24 protein-coding genes are annotated in these 24,614 nt (G+C 33.1%); 15 read left to right on the top strand and 9 right to left on the bottom strand.

Annotated features, from left to right (window positions below):
- Positions 1–114 precede the first annotated feature (114 nt).
- Positions 115–1,536 carry an aldehyde dehydrogenase family protein gene (locus CLV91_RS06365; protein ID WP_211333193.1) on the bottom strand — a complete coding sequence of 474 codons (1,422 nt, stop codon included), beginning with the start codon at positions 1,534–1,536 and terminating at the stop codon, positions 115–117.
- 223 nt (positions 1,537–1,759) lie between these two features.
- Between CLV91_RS06365 and CLV91_RS06360 the strand changes: the two genes are divergently transcribed.
- From CLV91_RS06360 to CLV91_RS06310, 11 genes are read left to right on the top strand one after another with little or no spacing between them, the layout of a single operon-like run.
- Positions 1,760–2,671 (top strand): hydroxymethylglutaryl-CoA lyase, encoded by a 912-nt coding sequence (locus CLV91_RS06360; protein WP_121065084.1) that lies wholly within the window; start codon positions 1,760–1,762, stop codon positions 2,669–2,671.
- Positions 2,671–3,906 (top strand): 3-isopropylmalate dehydratase large subunit, encoded by a 1,236-nt coding sequence (locus CLV91_RS06355; RefSeq protein WP_121065082.1) that lies wholly within the window; start codon positions 2,671–2,673, stop codon positions 3,904–3,906. The genes CLV91_RS06360 and CLV91_RS06355 overlap by 1 nt, the downstream gene beginning before the upstream one ends.
- A gap of 1 nt (position 3,907) precedes the next feature.
- Positions 3,908–4,417, top strand: a complete 510-nt coding sequence (locus tag CLV91_RS06350; RefSeq protein ID WP_121065080.1) for a 3-isopropylmalate dehydratase small subunit — start codon at positions 3,908–3,910, stop codon at positions 4,415–4,417.
- 2 nt (positions 4,418–4,419) lie between these two features.
- Positions 4,420–4,980, top strand: coding sequence for a carboxymuconolactone decarboxylase family protein (locus CLV91_RS06345; protein WP_121065078.1), 561 nt, complete (start codon positions 4,420–4,422; stop codon positions 4,978–4,980).
- Positions 4,981–6,159, top strand: coding sequence for a CaiB/BaiF CoA transferase family protein (locus tag CLV91_RS06340; protein WP_121065076.1), 1,179 nt, complete (start codon positions 4,981–4,983; stop codon positions 6,157–6,159). It begins immediately after the preceding gene.
- A 3-nt stretch (positions 6,160–6,162) separates the two neighbouring features.
- A complete protein-coding gene (locus tag CLV91_RS06335) occupies positions 6,163–6,597 on the top strand; it encodes a nuclear transport factor 2 family protein (protein WP_121065074.1) in 435 nt (144 codons plus the stop codon).
- A gap of 23 nt (positions 6,598–6,620) precedes the next feature.
- On the top strand, positions 6,621–7,283 hold the full coding sequence (locus tag CLV91_RS06330; protein ID WP_121065072.1) for an isochorismatase family protein: 663 nt from the start codon (positions 6,621–6,623) through the stop codon (positions 7,281–7,283).
- Between the two features lie 2 nt (positions 7,284–7,285).
- Positions 7,286–8,236 (top strand): polysaccharide deacetylase family protein, encoded by a 951-nt coding sequence (locus CLV91_RS06325; RefSeq protein WP_121065070.1) that lies wholly within the window; start codon positions 7,286–7,288, stop codon positions 8,234–8,236.
- The gene (locus CLV91_RS06320; RefSeq protein WP_121065068.1) at positions 8,223–9,143 is read left to right on the top strand and encodes a polysaccharide deacetylase family protein; all 921 of its coding nucleotides are present in this window, start codon (positions 8,223–8,225) and stop codon (positions 9,141–9,143) included. Before CLV91_RS06325 ends, CLV91_RS06320 begins: the two co-directional genes overlap by 14 nt.
- Before the next feature lie 12 nt (positions 9,144–9,155).
- Positions 9,156–10,058: a bile acid:sodium symporter family protein gene (locus tag CLV91_RS06315; RefSeq protein ID WP_121065066.1), complete on the top strand. Its 903-nt coding sequence runs from the start codon at positions 9,156–9,158 to the stop codon at positions 10,056–10,058.
- Positions 10,042–10,815 (top strand): SDR family oxidoreductase, encoded by a 774-nt coding sequence (locus CLV91_RS06310; protein ID WP_121065064.1) that lies wholly within the window; start codon positions 10,042–10,044, stop codon positions 10,813–10,815. The genes CLV91_RS06315 and CLV91_RS06310 overlap by 17 nt, the downstream gene beginning before the upstream one ends.
- A 1-nt stretch (position 10,816) precedes the next feature.
- Here CLV91_RS06310 and CLV91_RS06305 read toward each other — a convergent pair whose 3' ends face one another.
- From CLV91_RS06305 to CLV91_RS06295, 3 genes are read right to left on the bottom strand one after another with little or no spacing between them, the layout of a single operon-like run.
- Complete coding sequence (locus CLV91_RS06305) at positions 10,817–11,560, bottom strand: SDR family NAD(P)-dependent oxidoreductase (RefSeq protein ID WP_121065062.1); 744 nt, start codon at positions 11,558–11,560, stop codon at positions 10,817–10,819.
- Positions 11,557–12,306: a hypothetical protein gene (locus CLV91_RS06300; protein WP_121065060.1), complete on the bottom strand. Its 750-nt coding sequence runs from the start codon at positions 12,304–12,306 to the stop codon at positions 11,557–11,559. The genes CLV91_RS06305 and CLV91_RS06300 overlap by 4 nt, the downstream gene beginning before the upstream one ends.
- Before the next feature lie 4 nt (positions 12,307–12,310).
- Complete coding sequence (locus tag CLV91_RS06295; RefSeq protein WP_121065058.1) at positions 12,311–13,309, bottom strand: alpha/beta fold hydrolase; 999 nt, start codon at positions 13,307–13,309, stop codon at positions 12,311–12,313.
- Positions 13,310–13,499: 190 nt separating this feature from the next.
- Here CLV91_RS06295 and CLV91_RS06290 point away from each other — a divergent pair, with 190 nt between their 5' ends.
- The 4 genes from CLV91_RS06290 to CLV91_RS06275 all read left to right on the top strand — a co-directional run bounded on the left by CLV91_RS06290 (position 13,500) and on the right by CLV91_RS06275 (position 17,317).
- Positions 13,500–14,501: an NADP-dependent oxidoreductase gene (locus CLV91_RS06290; protein ID WP_121065056.1), complete on the top strand. Its 1,002-nt coding sequence runs from the start codon at positions 13,500–13,502 to the stop codon at positions 14,499–14,501.
- A 53-nt stretch (positions 14,502–14,554) separates the two neighbouring features.
- On the top strand, positions 14,555–15,625 hold the full coding sequence (locus CLV91_RS06285; protein ID WP_121065054.1) for a hypothetical protein: 1,071 nt from the start codon (positions 14,555–14,557) through the stop codon (positions 15,623–15,625).
- Between the two features lie 108 nt (positions 15,626–15,733).
- A complete protein-coding gene (locus tag CLV91_RS06280; protein WP_211333192.1) occupies positions 15,734–16,747 on the top strand; it encodes a nitrilase-related carbon-nitrogen hydrolase in 1,014 nt (337 codons plus the stop codon).
- Between the two features lie 51 nt (positions 16,748–16,798).
- Complete coding sequence (locus tag CLV91_RS06275; RefSeq protein ID WP_121065052.1) at positions 16,799–17,317, top strand: MarR family winged helix-turn-helix transcriptional regulator; 519 nt, start codon at positions 16,799–16,801, stop codon at positions 17,315–17,317.
- A gap of 8 nt (positions 17,318–17,325) precedes the next feature.
- On the opposite strand, the gene scpA is transcribed toward CLV91_RS06275, so the two are convergent.
- The 5 genes from scpA to CLV91_RS06250 form a co-directional block, all read right to left on the bottom strand.
- A complete protein-coding gene (gene scpA, locus CLV91_RS06270; protein WP_121065050.1) occupies positions 17,326–19,491 on the bottom strand; it encodes a methylmalonyl-CoA mutase in 2,166 nt (721 codons plus the stop codon).
- The gene (locus CLV91_RS06265; protein ID WP_121065048.1) at positions 19,484–20,860 is read right to left on the bottom strand and encodes a methylmalonyl-CoA mutase subunit beta; all 1,377 of its coding nucleotides are present in this window, start codon (positions 20,858–20,860) and stop codon (positions 19,484–19,486) included. Before CLV91_RS06265 ends, scpA begins: the two co-directional genes overlap by 8 nt.
- Positions 20,861–20,959: 99 nt before the next feature.
- Positions 20,960–22,501: an acyl-CoA carboxylase subunit beta gene (locus tag CLV91_RS06260; RefSeq protein WP_121065046.1), complete on the bottom strand. Its 1,542-nt coding sequence runs from the start codon at positions 22,499–22,501 to the stop codon at positions 20,960–20,962.
- A gap of 29 nt (positions 22,502–22,530) precedes the next feature.
- The gene (accC, locus tag CLV91_RS06255; RefSeq protein WP_121065044.1) at positions 22,531–24,003 is read right to left on the bottom strand and encodes an acetyl-CoA carboxylase biotin carboxylase subunit; all 1,473 of its coding nucleotides are present in this window, start codon (positions 24,001–24,003) and stop codon (positions 22,531–22,533) included.
- An 8-nt stretch (positions 24,004–24,011) separates the two neighbouring features.
- Complete coding sequence (locus CLV91_RS06250) at positions 24,012–24,491, bottom strand: acetyl-CoA carboxylase biotin carboxyl carrier protein subunit (protein ID WP_121065042.1); 480 nt, start codon at positions 24,489–24,491, stop codon at positions 24,012–24,014.
- Positions 24,492–24,614 lie beyond the last annotated feature (123 nt).

Raw genomic sequence — 24,614 nt, 5'->3', positions numbered from 1 at the left:
CATCTTGTTTATGATTTTCAAGGTGTCTTTAATTTTATTACTCTTTTTAAAACAAAAAAACATGGACAATGTCCATGTTTTTTTGTTTCTAAATTAATCTTGATAAGCTGATTTTTACAACTTTATTTCTTCAAAATCTTTTATGCTCTGTGGTTTTCCTGTCTGGATAAGCAATGTACGTTTTCTAAAGAACCTTAATAATCCAGCATCTCCCATTCTAGAACCATTTAAACCAGATTTTTTAAAGGCATTTTTCTCTGCATCAAAAATCCTATTTGTTAAACTTCCATCATTTATACTAATTGCACCTGCTTCAATTTCAAAAGACACTTTATTAATTACATCCGTATTACTAGAAAATAAAGATGCAGATAATCCAAATTCAGAATCGTTTGCCAACGTTATTGCCTCTTCTATTGTAGAAAAAGACATTACAGGTATTAGTGGTCCAAATGTTTCTTGGGACATCACATTCATGGTATGATTTACATTAGACAAAACTGTTGGTCTACACCATAATCCTCCATTATGATTTTCTATTTTACCGCCACAATGCACAGTAGCTCCTTTATTATTTGCATCATTTATTTGGTCTTGAATTGCTGTTGCTTGCTTTTCAAATATAATAGGACCTATTTGCCCTTTAGATTTTTCTTCGGTATTTAATGTAGCCTGTTCTGCTTTTTTAATTAATAATTTTAAAAAGTCATCATAAATTTTATCTTGCACATAAATTCTTTCTAAAGATTGGCATGCTTGCCCTGTTGCTCCTACTGCAGAACGTAAAACAGCATCGGTTGCAATTTCCAAATCGGCATCTTCCAAAACTATTGCTGGGTCTTTTCCTCCTAATTCTAAAAAAGCAGGAATTAAACGCTTTGCACATGCCATGGCAATATGCTCACCAGTAGCAACACTCCCTGTAAAACAAATAGCATCTGTACTATTTACAACTTCTTTGCCAACTTCTGCTCCTCCTCTTACTAATTTTAATACCCCATCTAATTCCGGAACCTCTTTTATACTTTTCTCCAAAGGATCTAAATATCTTGGTGTAACTTCACTTGGTTTTAATAAAACCGAAGAACCAGCCATTAGTGCCGGTATAGTATCTATAAGAGAAAGTGTTATAGGAAAGTTCCAAGGTCCTATTACACCTACTAAATCAAAAGAGACTCTTTTTTCTACAATTTTTACCGCTGGGTCAAAAACAGAGGGGCGTGGTTCTATTTCTTTCATAATTAACGGGGCTTTATAACACCAACCATCTATCATCCCTAAAATACCTTTTACTTCATATTTAGAAATATAATTTCTACCAGTATCTTCACTTAAAGCTAATACAATTTCTTCTTCATATTTTTCTATACTCTTCTTCCACTTTTGAAGAATTTGTGCTCTATATACTACCCCAGCATTTTGCCAAGCCTTTTTATTATTTCTGAGTTCTTTTGATTTATCTTGAATTTCAGCTATAGTATCAGTCTTTAAATTATAATCATAAATTCCAGTATATGGATTTCTTATTTTCATCATTTTAAATATTTTTAAATAGCTCTCATAAAACTATTTCTTAATTAGAATATCAATTAGTTAACTAAGTTAACTAATTTTTAGCACATTAGCTTATTATTATACAAAACATACTACATACAACTTAATTTTTTTTCATTCAAAACCTACTTTTTCATTTTAAAATAGGCTGTTTCAATAAAATTAGTTAACTTAGTTAACTAATTTAGTTGTTACTATTTATTATATGAATAATAGACACATTATTATAGAAGAACAGGGTTTAAGAGACGGTTTTCAGACCCTATCTAAAACTATTCCTACGCAAAAGAAACTGGATTATATAAACCAGTTAGTGAATGCTGGTGTTAAACGCATTCAAGTTGCTTCTTTTGTACACCCTAGGCTAGTTCCACAAATGGCAGATGCAGAAGAACTTTGTAAACAATTAGTTAAAAAATCGGATGTTATTTATAGCGGTTTAGTTTTAAATGTAAAAGGAGTAGAACGTGGTATTGCTGCTAGACTAAATCATCTTTCTTGTTCTATATCTGCAAGTGATACACATAGTCAAAAAAATGCACGACTAACACTTTCCGAAGCAAAAAAGGCTTTTCGTAACATGGTTAATTTATCCAAACAAAATAATATAACTGTTCGTGGTGGTATTCAGTGTGCTTTTGGATGTAGATATGAAGGATCTATAGATGAAAATCATGTATTAGATATGGTTGACCATCATTTGGATACTGGAATAGATGAACTAGCTCTTGCAGATTCTACAGGAATGGGAAATCCTAAACAGTTAGGAAATCTGATGCAAAAAGTTGTAGAAAAAGCAGGTAATATTCCTGTAGTTCTACATCTACACAATACAGAAAATAAAGGTTATGCGAATTTGTATGCTGCAATAGAAGCTGGAGTTCAAATTTTTGACACTGCATTTGGAGGTCTAGGTGGCTGTCCATTTATTAAAAATGCTACTGGCAATATAGCTACCGAAGATAGTGTACATATGATACACCAAATGGGTTATAAAACAGGTATAGACATTAACAAGATAGCTGAAATTAGTAGAGAATTGGAAACTACCATAGGAAATAAATTACCAGGACAGTTATACCAATTATTAAATAACAAAGACATTAAAATGAACTAATGGGACAGACAATTTCAGAAAAAATAATATCTAACCATGTAGGTAATAAAGTTTATGCTGGTGAACTTGTAATTAGTGATGTAGATGGTTGTATGGCTAGTGATACTACTGGCCCCTTAACTATTAAGGCATTTAAAGCAATGGGTGGAAAAAAGGTTTTTAACCCAGAAAAATGTGCCTTAATTATAGATCATGCTGCACCATCTCCTAATGAACGCATAGCAAATCTCCATAAAATGATGCGCGATTTTGCCAAAGAACAAGGCATGCGATTGTTTGAGATTGGAGAAGGCATATGCCACCAAGTAATGGTAGAAAACCAATATGTAAAACCGGGAGATATTTTTGTAGGTGCAGATTCTCATACTCCAACATATGGCGCTTTAAATGCATTCGCTTGTGGAGTAGGATCTACAGATTTAGCAGCCGTTATGATGACCGGTAAAATATGGTTAAAAGTGCCACAAACTATAAAAGTTCATTGTTCCGGAAAATTACAAGATGGTGTTACTGCTAAAGATTTAATTCTATTCTTAGTGGGTAAAATAACCGTTTCCGGAGCTACCTACCAAGCCATTGAATTTTGTGGTGAAGCTTTTGAAGGGTTAAGTCTTGCTAGTAGAATGACTATTGCTAATATGTCTTCAGAAATGGGTGCAAAAACTGGAATAGTTCATCCTAAAGGTTTAGAGTTAGACTATGATTTTAGTGGAATTACACCGGATGATGACGCGGAATATATTAAAACTTTTGATTTTGATGTTTCTGATTTAGAACCTCAAGTTAGTGCTCCAGAATCTCCAGATAATGTACATAATATTTCTAACTACGAAGGAACAAAAATTAACTATGCCTTTATTGGAACCTGTTGTAACGGACGCTTAGAGGATTTTAATATAGCTGCCAAAATATTAAAAGGCAAGAAAATACATCCAGATGTACGTATGGTTATTGCTCCAGCATCCCAAAGTGTATTATTAGATGCTATTAGTAATGGGTCTATGACCACCTTAATAGAAGCAGGAGCATCTTTAATAACTTCTGGCTGTGGCCCTTGTGTTGGTACACACCAAGGAGTACCTGCAGATGGAGAAGTAGTAATTTCTGCTGCCAATAGAAATTTTAGAGGTAGAATGGGAAACCCAAAATCTAATATTTTCTTAGGCGCCCCGTCTACTGTAGCTGCATCTGCAATTGAAGGAAAAATAGTGAACCCTAAAAAATACCTTATATAATATGAGCACAATAAATACTAAAATAGAGGCGAAAGCACATGTATATGGTGATCATATTGATACCGATCGTATCATCCCAGGAAAATATACCAAAACATTAGATTTATCAACCTTAGCTAATCATGTATTAGAAGATTTAGACCCTAATTTTAATAAAATTGTACAACAGGGAGATATTTTGGTTGCTGGTATAAACTTTGGCTGTGGCTCTTCTAGAGAACAAGCTCCTTTAGCACTAAAACAATCAGGAGTTTCTGTTGTTATTGCAGAAGACTTTGCTCGTATTTTCTTTAGAAACGCAATAAATATTGGACTACCTGTCTTAGAAATTGGCAAACACAATATTCAAAAAGGAGCAGAACTATCTATAGATTTAAAAAATGGAAAAGTTACAGACCTTTCTGCTAATAAAACATACGCTGCTACCAAATTGCCAGATATAATGATTGCAATTTTAAAAGAAGGTGGATTAGTGAACTATTTAAAGAAAAACGGAACTTATACCCTATAAAAATGAGTAGAATAGACCCTATAAATAACCCTAAGGAAAGTGAATTAGGTTCACTTTTTACAAATGCTGAAAAATGGATGGGTTTTTTACCTAATGACGGATTAATAATGGCGCATAAACCAGATATATTATCCTCCTTTTTTCAGCTAGCAAAAGCTGTTTATGCAGAAGGAAAAGTTAGTGGCGGACTTAAAAGAATGATTGGCCATTTATCTAGTAAAGTAAGTGGTTGTCAATACTGTAGCGCACATACCGCTTATGGTGCCAATGAGCAAGGTGTAGAAAAAGAAAAATTAGAAAACCTATGGGAATATAAAACCTCTCCTCTTTTTTCGGAAGCGGAAAAAGCTGCTTTAAATATTGCTGTTACTGGTAGCATGGTTCCCAACCAAACCACTGATGAAGATTTTACAGAACTAAAAAAGCATTATGACAGTGAGGCAATTGTAGAAATAGTAGGTGTTATTTCTATGTTCGGGTTTCTAAATAGATGGAACGCTACACTAGATACACAAATTGAAGATGCTCCAGAAACTTTTTATAAATCTTTAAATAAAAAATAAATGAGTGGTCCTTTAAAAGGTATAAAAGTATTAGAATTTACACATGCAGTTATGGGCCCTTGTGCCGGACTTATGTTAGCAGATATGGGTGCAGATGTGTTACATGTAGAACCTGTTCATGGAGACAGTACACGTAGACTACAAGGTTTTGGTACAGGTTATTTTTGGTTTTATAATAGAAATAAAAAAAGTCTTGCTGTAAATATTAAGTCTAAAGAAGGGAGAAAAATAATCTACGATTTAGTAAAAGAATATGATGTTGTTGTAGAAAATTTTGGCCCTGGAACAATGGATCGTTTAGGACTTGGTTATGAAGATCTAAAACATTTGAATAAAGGCCTCATCTATTGCTCTCTTAAAGGTTTTTTAAGTGGTCCTTATGAGAAGCGTCATGCAATGGATGAGGTTGTTCAAATGATGGGAGGTCTAGCCTATATGACTGGTAGAGAAGGAGACCCATTACGTGCAGGAACATCGGTAATAGATATTACTGGCGGGATGTTTGGTTATATTGGTATTCTGCAAGCATTATACGAACGCGAAAAAACCGGAGAAGGTGGTTTTGTAAAATCTGCTTTGTTTGAAACTTGTGCTTTTTTAATGGGGCAACACATGGCATATTCTTCTCAAATAGATTATAAAATTCCGCCAATGCCTTCTAGAGTAAGTGCATGGTCTATTTATAAAGTTTTTGATACCAAAGACAATGACAAAGCATTCATAGGTATTATAAGTGAAAAACATTGGAAGCGGTTTTGCGAAGTATTTAACTGGCAAGATTGGCTTTCAGATGAAAGGTTAAAAACAAATAATCTGCGTATTGATGAACGCGAATGGTTTATACCTGAACTAGAAGAAAGGATTAGACAATTTACCAAACAAGAAATTATAGAAAAATGTGAAAAAGGACATATTCCTTTTGCTCCAATTAGCAGGCCAGAAGATCTTTTTGAAGATGAACAACTAAATAAAGGTAATAGCCTTATGGAAGTAAATTTAGGAGACGGTAAAATAACCAAGCTACCAAAGTTTCCAATAGAATATAAAGGTACCCGTGTAGAAAAAAGGTTAGATCCTCCTAAAATTGGAGAACATACGGCTGAAGTTCTAAAAGGACTAAATATTGATGATGCTACTATTGAAAAAATGATTGCAGAAGGAATTATTAAAACTGATTAAGCTATGAGGTTACTTGTTATTTTATGTACTTTATTTATTTCTACATATTGTATATCTCAAGAAATAAATGCAATTGAAAAAGAGGAAATACAACTTCAGATTACAAATTTGAAAAATGCGCATCTTAATAGTGATGTAGATTTAGCTAATAAAATATACCATGAAAACCTTATTCTTACTTCCCAAAGCGGAAAAAAATATAGTAAGAAAGAAGCTTTAGCAAATATTACAAATGCTTTTGAAAGTTATGAAAGCGCAGACATAGTCTTTTTAAAAATTGATACTAATGTGGTTTTAACCAATTACATCAACAAAAGAAAATTTAAAGGGTTTGATGAAGGAGAATATAGACTTACCGCAGTGTGGAAAAAACAAGCTAACAATTGGGTTATTATTTCTATGCAATCCTCTAAGGTTAAGAAAAAAATTAAAAGGTAATTACCCACTTAAAAAAGAAAAACATGCAAACCACAGATAAAACCGCAAAAGAACTTTATTTTGAAGTAAAAGCAAACCCAGCTCGTAAGCGTTTTGGTTTTGGAAAAAAAGCAGCTTTAGTTAATATAGATATTCAGAAAGCCTATACACGCACAGATCTTTTTAAAACTGCATATGAAAATGACCCAAAACAGTTAGATTATGTAAATGAACTAGCAGCAAAATTTAGAAAATTAGGCTGGCCCGTAGTTTGGACCAATGTTGCTTATATGGATACTGCAGCGGATGCTGGTATCTGGGGAACCCGAACAGATACACCCGATAGTTTACAAAATATAAAATTTGGTTCTGAAAGGTCTGAGCTAGATGATAGGTTAATTTTAGACCGAACAACCGATGTTTTTTATGAGAAAAAAATGCCTTCTCCATTCTTTGAAACTCCTTTACAATCTTTATTAGTTTGGCACCAAGTAGATACTATTATCCTTACTGGTGGCTCTACTTCTGGTTGTATTAGAGCTGCTGGAGTAGATTCTCTATCCCGAGGATATAGAACTATAATCCCTGAAGAATGTGTTGCAGATAAACACGAAAGTTACCATTATGCAAATCTTACTGATTTGTCTTTAAAATATTGCGATGTTCGTGAAGTGAATGAAGTTTTTACTTGGTTAAATAGTATATAATTATGAAGGAAGACCCAGGATATTACGATTATTGGCCTTATGAAAACAGACCAAAAATAAAATGGCCAAATGGAGCTAAAGTTGCCTTTTGGGTGGCTCCAAATATTGAGTTTTATGAACTAAATCCGCCAGATAATCCTTTTAGAAAACCTTGGCCTCAACCTAGCCCTGCTCTACCCGGATATACTAGCAGAGACTGGGGAAATAGAGTTGGGCATATTCGCCAAATGGAACTTTTAGAAAAGTATGGTATTCGTGGTTCAATATCTCTTTCTACTGCCTTATGCGATCATCATCCAGAAATAATAGAACTGTGTAAAGAACGTAATTGGGAATTCTTTAGTCATGGTATATATAACACAAGATATACTTATGGAATGTCTGCGTCTCAGGAAAGAGACATGATAAAAGATTCTATAGAAACTATATACAAACACACTGGACAAAAATGTGCTGGTTATTTAGCTCCTGCTCTTTCTCATTCTGAGAATACTTTAGATTTATTTGCAGAGGTAGGCACTGAACTTTTTGGGGATGAGGCTGGCTTTTATTCTTGCGATCTATTCCATGACGACCAACCTACACCTATAAATCTAAGAAGTGGAAAACGTTTTGCTTCTATCCCCTATTCTTTAGAAATGAATGATACTATAGCTTACTTGGTACAGAAAATAACTCCACGTAGGTATGGACAAGAACTTAAAGATAATTTTGACCGTCTTTATGCAGAAGGAGCAGAAAGTGGCACTATAATGTGTATTCCAACGCACAATTATCAGGTTACAAATGCACATCGTATCAAAGCATATGAGGAAGCTTTAGAATATATAACAGGACATCCAGATGTTTGGGTAACTACAGGAAAAGAAATTGCTTCTTATTATTTAGATACTTATTATGATGCATCTTTAGAAGACATCAACCAAAAAACCAAAAAATATGGCGCTAGATAAAACCTACCTAGAGTATCCAGAACGTTCCTATGGTATGGATCACAATCGTTATGATTGGGACATGCTTAGCAATAGAAAACCTATTATTTGGCCTAACGATAAAAAAATAGCGCTTTGGGTTAATGTGGGAGTTCAATTTTTTCCGCTAAACCAAAAAGGAATTCCTTTTAAAGTCCCTGGGGGAATGACAAAACCGTATCCAGATTTAAGACATTACAGTTTAAGAGATTATGGGAATAGAGTTGGTATCTACCGCTTTTTTAAAGCGCTAGATAAATACAATGTAACTTCCACTTTTGCTATGAACACCAGATTAGCAGAACGTTTACCTTATTTAACAGGAACATTAAAAGATAGAGGAAATGAAATATTGTGTCATGGTTATGACATGGATAAATTACATTATGGAGGTCAGAATCTAGACGAAGAAAAAGAATTAGTAAAACGCTCCTTAGATGGACTAAGAAACCTAACAGGACAAGACATTAAAGGTTGGGTTAGTCCCGCTAAAAACGAATCGGAAAACACTCCAGATATATTAGCTGAAAATGGAATAGATTATTTTTGCGATTGGGTAAATGACGAAATGCCTTATAATTTTAAAACAAAAAATGGTAACTTAACAGCCATGCCATTAACTACAGAATTAGACGACCATTTTATAATATTAAACAATCTTCATTCTGCTGAAGATTGGGCACATCAAGTACAAGATGCATTTCAGTTTCTATTACAAGAAACCAAAACACAAGGCGGAAGAATATTAAGTTTAAATATTCATCCATGGGTGCTAGGACAACCACATAGAATTAAATATTTAGAACAAATTTTAGAGTATCTTGGTAGTCATGAAGCGGTTTGGTCTGCTTCTTCCAATACCATATTAAATGCTTGGAAAAACAACTAGAATAAAATATAAATGACAGCGCAACTCTTATCTTATATCCCTGTCATTTTACAGACTATCTTATTTCTTGTTATGTTAGGAATGGGGTTAACACTTACTATTACGGACTTTAAACGAGTAGGTATAGCTCCTAAAGCAGTATTTATAGGGCTCTTTAACCAAATAGTATTTGTTCCCGTTATTGCATTTACAATTATTGCTATTGTACCTATGCAACCTATGGTTGCTATGGGATTAATGATTGTTGCTTGTTGCCCAGGCGGCGCTGTATCTAATTTATTTTCTCATTTAGCAAAAGGAGATACTGCTTTGTCTATAAGCCTTACCGCAATATCTAGCTTAGTAACCATTTTTACTATTCCCTTTATACTAAATTTTTCTTTGGATGCTATATTAGGAGCAGCCTTTAAGAATATACAACTCCCTTTTGGAGCCACAGTATTTAATATTTTTAAATTGACAGCTCTTCCTGTTCTTATCGGAATGTATATTAATCATAAATTCCCTCTTTTTTCTAAAAAAAGTAAAGCAGCTATTTCTTGGGGCTCTATAATTGTTATTATTCTAGCACTTGTTTTAATGATTATGAAGCTAGAAGAAATAGGAAATAGTTGGTATTTTATTAAAGCATCTTTTTTAGGCGTAATTTTATTAAATATTGCAACGCTTTCTGTTGGGTATTTTAGTGCTAAATTTTTAAAAATATCTACCAAAAGAGCTGCAACTATTGCTATTGAAAGCGGTATGCAAAACAATGTATTAGGAATGACAATAGCTTTATCTGCTAACTTACTAAATGAACCTAAAATGGCAGCAACTGCTGGCGTTTATGGGGTAGTTATGTGTATTATTGCAGTAGCTGTTATTTTTATTTTTAAAAAATTAATTAACAAACAACATGAACCTACATCTTAAGGATAAATTATTTTTAGTTGGCGGAGCCACTAGTGGTTTTGGTAAAGCAATTACAGAACAGTTAATTGCTGAAAATGCGACGGTAATTGCAGTTGCACGAACTCTTGAAAAACTTAAAGAGCTACAAAAAATAAGTGCTACTATTGAAATAATTCCTGGGGATTTATCAGATGAAAAAGTACTAGATACTATTCTACATGTAATTGGAGAACGAGTTTTAACCGGAGCTGTTATTAATTCTGGCGGGCCTCCTGCAATGCCTGTTTTAGATACAAAACTATCGGATTGGGATGAAGCTTATAAAACTGTTGTACGCTGGAAAATTGCTTTAACACAAGCTTTACTTCCTAAAATGATAGAGCAACAATATGGTCGTTTGCTTTATATTGAAAGTGTTTCTGTTAAACAGCCTGTAGAGAATTTAGTATTAAGTAATTCTATGCGATTAGCTGTTGTTGGTTATGTAAAAACATTATCCCAAGAAATAGGAACCTCCGGTGTTACACTAAATATTTTAGGCCCTGGGTTCCACGCTACGCAGCGTATGGAAAACTTGTTTAAGAAAAACAGCGAACTTAAAGGAATTCCGGAATCTGAAATTAGGGCTTCTGTAGCGAAACAAACTGCTATGGAAAAAATTGGAAAACCAGAAGATTTTGCATCCCTAGCGCTTTGGCTTTTATCGCCGCATAGTAGTTATATTTCAGGGCAAACTATTTCTGTAGATGGTGGTTTGGTAAAAGGCACTATGGGATAAATTAATGCATTCCTGCGCCACCATTAACATGTAAACATTGCCCTGTCATATGTGTTGCACCGTCACTTAGTAAAAACAAAATAACAGAACTAATTTCCTCTGGTGTACCTATACTACCTAGGGGAACAATTTTTTCATATTGTTCTTTATTAAAACGAGTGGAACCGTCTTCTTTATAAATGAAATTAGTATCTACCGCTCCAGGAGCAACTGTGTTTACTCTAATTTCTGGAGCTACTTCTGCTGCTAGAGTTTTACTAAAAGCAATAACCGATGCTTTCCCTGCGGTATAAGGGCCATAGTTTTTTTGCCCTATAAATGCTAGTCCAGAAGACATATTTACAATTGCAGAATTCGGTGTACTTTTTAAAAGTGGTAAAAATGCTTTGCAAGAGTTAAAACAGCTTTTAAAACTAATATCATACGTATGGTTCCACTCTTCTATACTTATTTCTTCAATAGATTTAAAATGGGTAATTGCGCCAGATAAATTTATTAAACCTACAATTTTATTCGTTTTTTCTTTTACAAAATCTACTAAACTTGTAACAGAATTATAGTCTAGAGGATTCACTTTATAATACAAGTAATTTTCATTGAAAGGCACTTTAGATTTCTCCTGTATATCTGCTCCAATAACTATTGCACCGGTTTCTAAAAGTTGTTTTACCAAAGCTATTCCAATACCACTATTACTCCCAATAACAACTATATAATTATCTTTTGATTTATAGGAAACTTTCATTCTTCTTTTTCTCTCCAAGTATTTTGATTACCAAAACCTGGCTCAATAAGCGTCCACCCAGAAATAACTTTTCTTAGGTTTATACCTATCCTTTTTGCATCTGGGTTTACCCATGTATAACTAATAGAAGTACTATTTATACCTACTTTATCTAAAGGCATGTCATAAATAGCAAGCTTCATTATTTCTAATTTTTTTCCATAAATTAATTGGGTTAGTTCTACTGTATAATCTACACCATCAACATCTAACGCTGCCATACCACCCTGATCATGTATTTCAAGATTTCCTTGATGATGCATATTATCCTCTGTAATAGGATATTCTATCCAACCAGAAAATTTTCTTACCCTAATAAATTTATAGGCGTCTTTATTTTTAAAATGATTTTCGCCCTGTATAAAAAGAGTATCCCCTTTAAGTTCAACATTATTCTTATTTATATCTTCTTGGGTAAAATGTAAGTTTTCAATAAAAACAGTTCCGTTTCTGCCTTCTCTTACTTCAATTAAAAAAGTTCCTTTTTCTACCTCTTTTATTTTTAATGACAAGTGTCTGTGTTTATCATCTGTTTTAATACCATGAATTTCTTCCTCCGTATTTTCTTGCCAGTATTGTTGAAAATTATCCCACTCCCCTATTAACAGAGAATCCTTACCTAAAACCTCTTTTTTACTTTTTCCAGAGGCACTAGAACTAAGAAAGACAGGAAACTTTATTCCTAAGAATTTATATATAGATTTCATACTTCTAATTTTTGCTTTTTGTAAACCAATCTATCATTAAATTTTGTAATTCTACAGCATTTAATTCTGGATTATATTTCTTAAGTAGTATCCAAGCTTCCATAAAATGAGATCCATTTTCTAAAATGTTCGGAATATCTTTTCTTGGTATTAAACCAATACTTTTTTCTTTTTCATTGGGCTCTATATTAAATGCATCTGGCAAATTATAATTAGGCAATCCATTAACTTTACTCCGTAATTGCTTAATCATTTCTATGTTTCTTTCTGCATGCCCCTCTGGAATTGAAACAGTTTCTACACAACTTGGAAATTCAAAAGCTAACAAGTCATCTATATACTTTTTAATGATACTTCCTTTCCACCTAAAAATTGTAGTAGGGACTTTTAACTGCTGTACATACTCAGCCTTTTCATGCATAAAAGCAGTTTTATACGCTAGAAAATAATTTTCTCCTGCTTTAAAAAAATCTAGTGCTATGGTATGTAAAACTTCTTTTGGTACTTGTGGTCTATGTAGCGCATACTCTTCTTCATTAAAACACCACGGAAAAAATTGAAACATTTTATTTGTAATCTCCCATATTTTCCTAATATGACTCCCGTTTATTTCTGGTGTTAAATCTGGAAAATAATGTTTTAAAATGCGCTTTCTTAAAACCTCATTAAAATGCGCAGCATTATCTAAAAAGATATGAGAAACTTCATTAGGAAAATCTAAAGCATAACGTATTGCTAATTGCGCACCTGTTGCAGAACCATATAAAATAGGGAGTTCTATACCCATTTTTTTAAAAAAATCATGTAACACCTTTGTATAATCAGATAAGTTATTGGGTGTATTAGGTAAAGCATCCGATTTTCCATAGCCAGGGGTATCTACACAGATTACTGTATAATCTAAAGCCAACTCTTTAGCCAATGGCAAAAGTAACTCTGCCGAATGTGGAGACGGATGAAACATAACCAACGCAGGACCAGCACCCAAAATATAAAAATTCATGGTTTTATTCTCTACGGTAACTTGTCTTCTCCTTATCAAAATAAAAGTATTAATTAAAATTTTTAGTTAATATAGTTAATTATTTACAATGTTAACTATTTTTTTGTAAATTTAGAATAAATTGAAGCACTTTTAACATGCTTCTATTAAAAATGAAGTAAACAACCCTACTTATATAAATAGTAAACAAATGAAAAATACAAAAGTAATTTTAGCGAATAGGCCAAAAGGAGAAATAGAAGATACAAATTTTGATATAAAAACAGAGGAGTTAAAAGAAATTAAAGAAGGGGAAATATTAATTGAAATTCATGATATTTCTCTAGACCCAGCTATTAGAGGATGGATGAATGAAGGAACCACATATATTAAAGGCATAGAAATTGGAGCCGTTGTACGAACGTTTTCTGCAGGAAAGATTATACAATCTAAAAACCCTAAATTTAAAGAAGGGGATTATGTTTCTGGTTTATTAGGAGCGCAAAACTATTGTATTTCTAATGGAGAAGGACTAAGCCACATAAATATTTCTGGAAGTAAACTTTCACACCATTTAGGTATATTGGGTATGCCAGGAATGACCGCCTACTTTGGACTCCTTAAAAGTGGAGAACCTGTTTCTGGTGATGTTGTATATATTTCTGGAGCAGCAGGCATTGTAGGTTCTACGGTTGGGCAAATTGCTAAAATTAAAGGCTGTACCGTTATTGGTTCTGCAGGAAGTGATGCTAAATGTAAATTCTTATTAGAAGAATGTGGATTTGACTATGCAATAAATTACAAAACAGAAGACATTGACCAACAATTAAAAAAATATGCTCCAAACGGGGTTCATATTTACTATGATAATGTTGGCGGGCCTACATTAGATATTGCCCTTTTAAACTTAGCTCGTGGTGCGCGTGTAGTTATATGCGGTGCCATTTCGCAATATAATGATATGGCAAATATTTATGGTCCAAAAAACTATATGAAAATAGTTACTGCTAGAGGAAAAATGAATGGCATAATTGTTTTTGACTATGTAGAGCAATGGCCATCTGCAGTTAAGGAAATTGCTGAATGGATTAATGACGGACAAATTAAAGTAAAAGAGCATACTGTTCTAGGGTTAGAAAACTTTTCTAAAACATTACAAATGCTATATACTGGAGAAAATTTCGGGAAATTAATTCTTAATATTCACTCTTAAAAACACTAATTATGTTTTTAAAAAAATATGCCTTATTATTAACAATACATTTTATGACTACAAAAACTATGACCCAAGAGATTCCAGATACTGGTATTAGTGGTCTTTATGAAGTAATGATAGGTGTTGAAAACGCAAATCATGCAAAAAAATATTTTGGAGATTTTGGTTTTAAAGTAGTAGATAGTTCTTCTTTTTCTGCTAAAGATGCTAAAAAATTATATGGGGTAAACTCTAAACTTACTTCGTATCGCTTACAAAATGGAGATATAGATAGCCATGGCTTGTTACGTATATTAGAATGGGAAAAACCTCTTGGAGATGGTATTGGTTATGCTCCTGTAGAAACTATAGGAACAAGAATTGCTGTTATGCGTACTAATGATATTTTTAGATTGTACGATATTTACCAAACAGCAAGAGAAGTTGGGAAAAAGCCATGGCTGCCAACAGAACCAGTCGCAGATGACTTATTTGGATTAAATACTGGCGAAAGAGATTTTTTTAATAGACCCGTTATAGTACGTGAAAATGCAGTTTATGGCGAATTTTTTAACCATATTTTCTTTCAACGATATGGGTATAAAATTCCTGGTTATGGCACCATTAAAGAAGACACACCACTAAAAACAAGTGAGTTTACCCATCATGACTTTGTAATTAACGCCACATCCTTAGAACAAATATCCTATTTATCTTCCGCCTTAGGTTTACAAGCAGAAGATAAACCTGCAATTGATGGCGATTGGCTAAAAGGCCCTAAAAGAGTTTTTCAAATGGAACCCGGTTATAGTCATTGGTACCAAGGTTTTGTTTCACCAAATAATATATGTGGAAAAATGAAATTCTTTATTCCAAGGGGAGATAAAACAAACAAATCTGCAAAGCAAAGAATAGGAGAAAAAGGAATAACACTACATTCTTTTTATACTCCCAAGCTAAAAATGGTTCATAAATTAGTTTCTGAACACGAACTAAATCCTACCCAAATACTAAAGAATGAATTTGGAGAAAATGCTTTTGTTTTTAAAGATACTGCAGGAATAAGTTGGCAAATTATTGAAAAAACAGAGCCTACAAAAAACACCCCTATCCAAGAATTAGAATTTAAACTTACAAATTAAAAAACTTACAATTTTTTAACACGAAAAGAATTGAATTTCTTAAGCAAAATAGTTAATAATGTTAACTATTTTGTGTAACTTTAAGAAAATCATATAAAAATATACCCATTGATAAAAAGATACAAAGCTTTAGCGCTACAAATAGAATGCGCTGCTATAAATTCTTGTAAAGATAAGAAGACAGCCCATGCTTTAATGCAAAAAACATTAAACACCGTATTAGCACAAACTAGTGGCTCAAAAAAATTTATAGGACCAGATTTAAAGCTTGTGGTTCTACCAGAATATTTTTTAACAAGCTTCCCTTTTGGTGAAACTATAGAAGAGTGGCATACTAAAGCATGTATTACCACAGATGACATTCTCTTTACTCAAATGAAAGAGTTCTGTAAAAAAGAATCTATTTTTTTATCTGGTAATTTTTATGAATTAGATGAAAATTTTCCAGACTTATATTTTCAAAGTAGCTTTATTATAGATGATGAAGGAGAACTTATTTTAAAATATAGACGTTTAAATTCTATGTTTGCTCCTACTCCGCATGATGTTTTAGACAAATACTTAGAAATATATGGGGAAGAATCTTTGTTTCCTGTTGCAGATACAAAACTTGGAAAACTAGCCTGTATAGCATCTGAAGAAATATTATACCCAGAAATTGCTCGTTGTTTAATGATGCGAGGAGCTGAAATATTTTTACATTCTTCTTCTGAAGCTGGAAGCCCAAATTTAACCCACAAGGATATTGCAAAAAGAGCACGTTCTATTGAAAATATGGCCTATACCATTTCTGCAAACTCTGCAGGTATTTCTGGAATAGACTTTCCGTTTGCAAGTACTGATGGGTTATCTAAAATTGTACATTTTGAAGGAAACGTACTTTCTGAAGCAGGTACAGGAGATAGTATGGTAGCAAACAGCTATATAGACATTAATGCACTAAGAGATTATCGTTCTAAAATATCTATGCAAAACTATATTGCAAGACAAAGATTTGAATTGTACGCACCTTCCTACACTAATATGAGTCATTATCCTTCAAATTCTTTTGAAGGAAAAAAACCTAATAAAGAGTTATTTATTAAAACCCAATTAAATGTAGTTAACAAACTGTATAATTAAGTATATAAATTATATATTTGCTCGCCATTTTTACTAAAAACTAAACGCGCCATGATTAATAAAAGTATAGAAGAATCAATAGTATTAAGTATTTTTGACTTAGCAAATCAGCTCAAAAAAATAGGGGATGATGTCTATTTAAAAGTTGGTCTTACCACACAACAATGGCTTATCTTATTACACCTTTCAGGAAATCCGAACCTTCCTTTTTTTAAAAGAGAAAAACACGTTAAAGACCTTATGGCTAGTGAACTAGCAGAGTCTTTAAACGTTTCTAGAGCAAATATAACTAACCTTATCAATGTACTTTTAGATAAGAAATTGATAAAACAGTTTGAAGATAACGAAGACCGTAGAAAAAAACGTCTTAGATTAACTAAAAAAGGAATTGCTTTAATAGATAAAACACAACCCTCTAGACTAGGTGTTATTCATTTCCTTACCGAAGGATTCTCTTCTGAAGAAAAAGACTCATTTCTTAGGTTTTTAGAACAATGCACTACTAAATTAGTTAATGAGGATGAAAAGATTAAATCTTTTCACAAACTTATTGATGCAGAGAAAGCCTAAAAACAAACTTAATCTTTATCTAATAAAATTTCTAATATCTGTATTGCAGCGGCACTTATTTTTGTGCCTGGCCCAAAAACGGCTACAGCTCCTGCATCTAGTAAAAAAGGATAGTCTTGCTTAGGTATAACTCCCCCAACTATTACCATAATATCTTCTCTACCATATTTTTTTAATTCCTCAATAACTGTAGGAACTAGTGTTTTGTGACCTGCAGCCAAGGAAGATACTCCTAAAATATGAACGTCATTCTCTACCGCTTGTCTTGCTACTTCTTCTGGAGTCTGAAAAAGAGGTCCTATATCTACATCAAACCCAATATCTGCATAACCTGTTGCAATAACTTTTGCTCCACGGTCATGACCATCTTGCCCCATTTTGGCAATCATAATTCTTGGTCTACGTCCGTCTTGCTCTGCAAAAGCATCGGTCATTTTTTTGGCTTTTTCAAAACCATCATCGTTTTTAATTTCTTTAGAATACACTCCAGATATTGCTTTTATTATTGCTTTATGGCGCCCAAAAACTTTTTCTAAGGCATCACTTATTTCTCCTAATGTAGCTCTTTCTCTTGCTGCATTTACAGCTAAAGCTAATAAATTAAATTCATCTTTATTTGTAATCTTAGAAGGGGAATTCATTTTATAGTCTGCCGCTTGTGTAAGCTTATCTAAAGCCTCTTTTACTTTTGCAGAATTCCTATTACTCCTCAAGGCAGCTAATCGTTCTAATTGCTTACGGCGTACCTCAGCGTTATCTACCTCTAATATTTGAAGTTCATCGTCCTCTTCTAATATATATTTATTTACCCCAACAATAATATCTTGTCCACTATCTATACGCGCCTGTTTTCTTGCAGCAGATTCTTCTATTCTCATTTTAGGAATACCAGCTTCAATAGCTTTTGTCATTCCTCCAAGGCCTTCTACTTCTTCTAACAATTCCCACGCTTTTGCAACAAGGTCATTGGTTAAACTTTCTACATAGTAACTACCAGCCCATGGATCTACTGTCTTCGTTATTTTAGTTTCTTCTTGTAAATATATTTGCGTTTCTCTTGCTATTCGTGCCGAGAAGTCTGTAGGGAGTGCAATTGCCTCGTCTAATGCATTTGTATGTAAACTTTGTGTGCCTCCAAAAACAGCTGCCGCAGCTTCTATAGTTGTTCTTGCCACATTATTAAATGGGTCTTGCTCTGTAAGGCTCCATCCACTAGTTTGGCAATGTGTACGTAATGCTAATGATTTTTTATTTGTTGGATTAAATTGATTTACCAATTTTGCCCATAACATACGACCTGCACGCATTTTAGCAATCTCCATAAAATGGTTCATTCCTATACCCCAAAAGAAAGAAAGTCTTGGCGCAAAGTCATCTATTTTCATTCCTGCAGCAAGCCCTGTTTTAATATATTCTAAACCATCTGCTAAAGTATACGCCAACTCTATGTCTGCGGTAGCTCCCGCTTCGTGCATATGATAACCAGATATACTAATACTATTAAACTTGGGCATATTATTACTGGTATATTCAAAAATATCGGAAATAATTTGCATAGATGGTTTTGGCGGATATATATAGGTATTACGCACCATAAATTCCTTTAAAATATCATTCTGAATTGTTCCAGAAAGCAATTTAGCATCTACCCCTTGTTCTTCCGCCGCTACAATATAAAACGCCATAATTGGTAATACAGCGCCGTTCATTGTCATAGAAACAGACATTTTATCTAACGGAATACTGTCAAACAAAATTTTCATGTCCTCGACAGAATCTATTGCTACACCTGCTTTACCTACATCACCAACAACCCTTTCATGGTCGCTATCATATCCTCTATGTGTTGGTAGATCAAAGGCCACAGATAATCCCTTTTGACCTCCTTTTAAATTTCTTTTATAAAAGGCATTACTTTCTTCTGCAGTAGAAAAACCTGCATATTGTCTTATTGTCCAAGGACGTTGTACATACATTGTTGCATAAGGACCTCTAAGAAAAGGGGCTGTTCCTGCAACAAAGTTTAAATGCGGAACCCCTTTAATTGCATCTTCTTCATAGTGCTTTTTAATTGCAATACCTTCTGCAGTAGTATGTTTTTCTTTCTCCGTTATAGAAGTTGATTTTTTAGATTTTGCCTTTAAGGTTATATGTTGAAAATCTTTTCTACTCATCTTTTAATATTTCTTGTTCTAGTTTTTCTGCTAACCTTCTCTCTACAATAGGTTCTACCTCGGTATTTTTTAAAATATCTGATGCGAATGGTTCAAAATCTAAATTTTGTTTCATTTTATCCATAAGATTTCTGTACTTGTTAGTGCCAACTAAAACCTCTTCATTTGTATTAAATTTTTCTTGTTCCTTTAATGAACTATTGCTTATTAACTTCTGAAGTTCTCCTTTTTGCAAGGATTCTAAAAAGCCGCCACCTTTTTCTATTTCTTTAAATAACTCTAATGCTTTTTCTGCTAACTGATTTGTAATATTTTCTATGTAATAAGAACCATCTGCAGGGTTATTTACTTTATCTAAAGAGCTTTCCTCTTTTAATAACAAAAGTTGATTTAAGGCTATTCTATCTCCAAAATCATTACTATTATGAAAAATAGCATCATAAGGCATATTAAATACTGTATTTGCCCCTCCTAATACTGCAGACATTGCCTCTGTTGTAGTTCTAAGCATATTTACATTATAGTCATATAATGTTTTATTTCGTTTCGTAGGCTCTGTTATAATATGTAATTGCATTGTTGTATTATAACCCTCTTGCAAAACATTCCATAAAATACGAAGTGCTCTAAGTTTTGCTATTTCAAAAAAATAATTGGTGCCAATAGCAACTTTTATAGTAACTGTTTTTATTTTCTCTAGGCTTTCTCTTGTGTCAAAAAAAGATAAATATTCATTTGCATGCGCTATTGAAATTGCTAACTGCTCTACCATATTTGCTCCTGCATTTTGGTAAGGCGCTGCATTAACCATTAAAACATTTGACACTCCTAAATCTACAATTTCATCTAAAATTTTAAAATCGGTTTCTTTAGATGTATACCAGTTTCCTGTCTTAGCAAGATTACTTAATACCGAAATATTAAAAAACACATTATTTATAGATGTTCCCACAAAATTTATGATGTCTTTAATATAATTTGAGGATAAAAAAGGAAGATTAAAGTAAATTGAAGTTTTATCTAAATCGATTTCGTAAAGTAATATACTTATATTTATTTCTTCGGATGTAATATAAAAACTCAAATTTTCTGCGCCACTATTTAAAAAATTTATAGCTTGTTTATTTGCGCTAACTGCATCTATAACAGAGATTAACTGACCTATTTTCCAAGTTTCAGTTTGTAGTGGTGTTCGTGTTTCTGCACCTATTAAATCTTTATGGTAAAAAGGAGCTACTTGTATCCCTTCTGCAGATTTCCATACCAAAGTTTCTTCAAAGCTAGCTCCTTTTAAATTTCCCTCAATAATAGAAGTCCATTCTTTAGAAGATGTTTCCGAAAATTCTTTAAACATCGTTTTTGTATTCATTCTATTCTTTTTACTCAATAATCGAGATTTAAATGCTCCGAGGTCTGCCTCAAATTTTATTATTTAAAAATGCAGGGAACTCTCCTCTAAGTTATATACTTATAAAGGAATATTTCCATGTTTCTTCTTAGGCAATTTAACGCTTTTATTTTCTAACATTGCAAAAGCTTTAATAAGTTTTCTACGTGTATCTTTAGGCAAAATAACCTCATCTATAAAACCTCTTTCTGCTGCACTATACGGATTTGCAAATTTATCTGCATACTCCTTTTCTTTTTCTATAAGCTTTGCTTCTGGATCTTCTGCAGAAGCTATCTCTTTTCTAAAAATAATTTCACTAGCTCCTTTTGCTCCCATCACAGCAATTTCTGCTCCTGGCCAAGCATAATTCATATCGGCACCTATGTGTTTAGAATTCATTACATCATAGGCTCCGCCATATGCTTTACGAGTAATTACAGTGATTTTTGGTACAGTAGCTTCACTTAAAGCATATAATAATTTTGCCCCATTAGTAATAATCCCATTCCACTCTTGATCTGTTCCGGGTAAAAACCCTGGAACATCTACTAAGACCAATAAAGGAATATTAAAACAATCGCAAAAACGCGTAAATCTTGCAGCTTTTTTTGAAGCCTCAACGTCTAACACCCCTGCTAAACTTATTGGCTGATTTGCTACTATTCCTATACTTTTTCCTGCAATTCTAGCAAAACCCACAACTATATTTTCTGCATAATCTTTATGAATTTCAAAGAATGACTCTTCATCAATAATACCGTTAATTACATGGCGCATATCATAAGGCTGATTTGCATTTTCTGGTACTATTTCTTCTAAAACATCTCTTACTTCTTCTCCTAACTCATAAGGTAATTGTGCTGGGGTATCTTCACAATTTTGGGGCATATAACTCACCAATTGCTTTATTTGGTTTATACATGCAATATCATTAGCTGCAGTTAAATGGGTAACTCCAGATTTAGTAGCATGTGTACTTGCTCCTCCTAATTCTTCTGATGTTACTTCTTCATTAGTTACTGTTTTTACTACATTAGGGCCTGTAACAAACATATAACTAGAGTTTTCTACCATTAACGTAAAATCGGTCATTGCAGGGGAGTAAACTGCGCCACCTGCACATGGTCCCATAATAGCTGAAATTTGAGGAATTACCCCAGAAGCCATTACGTTTTTATGAAAAATATCGGCATACCCTCCCAAAGATCTAACGCCTTCTTGAATACGTGCCCCGCCACTATCATTTAATCCAATTAATGGCACACCTATTTTCATAGCCATATCCATTACTTTGCATATTTTTTCTGCATGCGTTTCGGATAAAGCCCCTCCAAAAACAGTAAAATCTTGTGCAAAAACATATACCTGCCTATCATTAATTGTACCGTATCCAGTGACTACACCATCTCCATAAAAAACCTGCTTATCCATACCAAAATCCTTAGTACGGTGTGTTACTAAAGCTCCCATTTCTTCAAAAGAACCCTCGTCTAATAAAAAATGTATTCGCTCATGCGCTGTTAGTTTCCCTTTTGCATGTTGTTTTTTTATACGCTCTTGACCTCCACCTAATTTAGAGGCTTTTAACTTATCTTGTAATATTGTTTGATTGTCTTTCATTGTATGCTTTTTACCTTTCTTTAGAAAAACTAGATTCTATTTTTTTTCCAGTTAGATGCTAGTACTTTGCTCGTTTTAATCTTTTTCTGATTTTCTAGATATAACCACAAACCAACTTCGGCAGCTACTTCTCTCTCTTCAGAAAATTCTTTTTCTAAACTTTCTGGATTATAATATTTTTTTACAAAATGTGTATCAAAATTACCAGATTGAAAAGCCTCATGTTCGCAAACAAATTTTCCAAAAGGTAAGGTGGTAGAAACCCCTTCTATCTTATACCCTTCTATTGCTTTTATCATTAACTGTATTGCCTCATCTCTATTTTTGCCATAAGTAATAAGCTTAGATAACATTGGATCATAGTAAATAGGAACTGGCATACCTTGTTCAAAACCATCATCTACACGAACGCCTTCTCCTGTTGGCCTTATATATGTTTCTAATGTTCCTATACTTGGCATAAAATTATCTAACGGGTCTTCTGCATAGACTCTAATCTCTAAGGCATGACCGTTTATACTAAGGTCTTCTTGGGTAAATTCTAACTCTTGATTACGGGCTACTTTAATTTGTTGTTCTACCAAATCTAGTCCTGAAATTAACTCTGTTACAGGGTGTTCTACTTGCAGCCTAGTATTCATTTCTAAGAAATAAAAATTCTTATCACCATCTAAAAGAAATTCTACCGTACCTGCCCCAACATAGTCACAAGCTTTTGCCACTTTTATAGCCGCCTCTCCCATTTGTTTTCTAATCTCTGGAGTTAATACAATAGATGGTGCTTCTTCTACCACTTTTTGGTGTCTACGTTGTACGCTACATTCTCTTTCAAATAAATGCACAACATTCCCATGATTATCTGCTAGTACTTGTATTTCTATATGTCTTGGTGAGGTTACATATTTTTCTATAAAAACAGCTCCGTCACCAAAAGCAGCAATGGCTTCACTAATGGCTCTTTCCATTTGTTCTGGAAGTTCTTCTAATGTTTCTACAACACGCATTCCTTTACCACCACCACCAGCAGATGCTTTTATTAGTATAGGAAAGCCTATTTGTTTTGCTATTTTCTTAGCTAAGTCTATATCTGTAATGGCCTCTTCTATGCCTGGAACCATTGGAATATTATAATCTTTTACCGCTTCTTTTGCTGCCAATTTATTACCCATAACTTTTATAGCATGAGGTTTGGGGCCAATAAAGATTAGTCCGTTATCTTTTACCATTTGCGCAAAAACAGCATTTTCACTTAAAAATCCATATCCTGGGTGAATTCCTTGCGCTCCTGTTGTTTTTGCTGCATCAATAATTTTCTCCATTACTAAGTAAGACTCTGATGATGGTGCTGCTCCTAAAAGAACTGCTTCATCTGCAAATTTTACATGAGGCGAATTACGGTCTACATCTGAATATACTGCAACAGTTTTAATACCCATTTTTTGGGCAGTTTTCATGATACGCAATGCTATTTCTCCTCGGTTGGCTATTACTATTTTCTTCATGCTATATATTATTCTACCTCAATTATTATTTGACCCTTTTCTACTGCATCTTCTTTTTTAACAGAAATAGATGTTATAGTACCTTCTCCTTGCGATAAGATTATATTTTCCATTTTCATTGCAGATAATACTATTAATGGAGTTCCTTCTTCTATTTCTTGTCCTTCTTCTACCAGAATATCTATAATAAGACCAGGCATTGGAGCTTTTACATTATTTAATTTTTGAGAAGCATTAGAAAACAATCCCATCTCTTTAACCATTTGATCATAACTATCTTCTATTTTAAGAACATGTGTATTCCCATTTACAGCAATAGTTACTTCCTTTTCTAAAAAATTAGAATTAATTAACTCTACATTATACGCTTTTGCATTTTTTAATACATGAAAATGAGTATCATTAATACTACTTACATCTATTTTTTCTACTGCTTGTTTATCAATTAAAATTTCTTCTTTATCAATAGTGATACGATAGTTGCCCATATTTTTTAGGTTTATTTTTTTACTTCTATCTTTTTATACAAAATATAACTATAGCAAAAGTACTTAAAAATTAGTTAACTAAGTTAACTAATTTTTGTTAGAGACACTAATTCTTTATTAAAA

The organism is Maribacter vaceletii (assembly GCF_003634105.1).
In the GTDB taxonomy this organism is placed as follows: domain Bacteria; phylum Bacteroidota; class Bacteroidia; order Flavobacteriales; family Flavobacteriaceae; genus Maribacter_B; species Maribacter_B vaceletii.
Note: the sequence above shows the minus strand (reverse complement) of the source record. Positions and strands in the feature narration are given on the sequence as shown.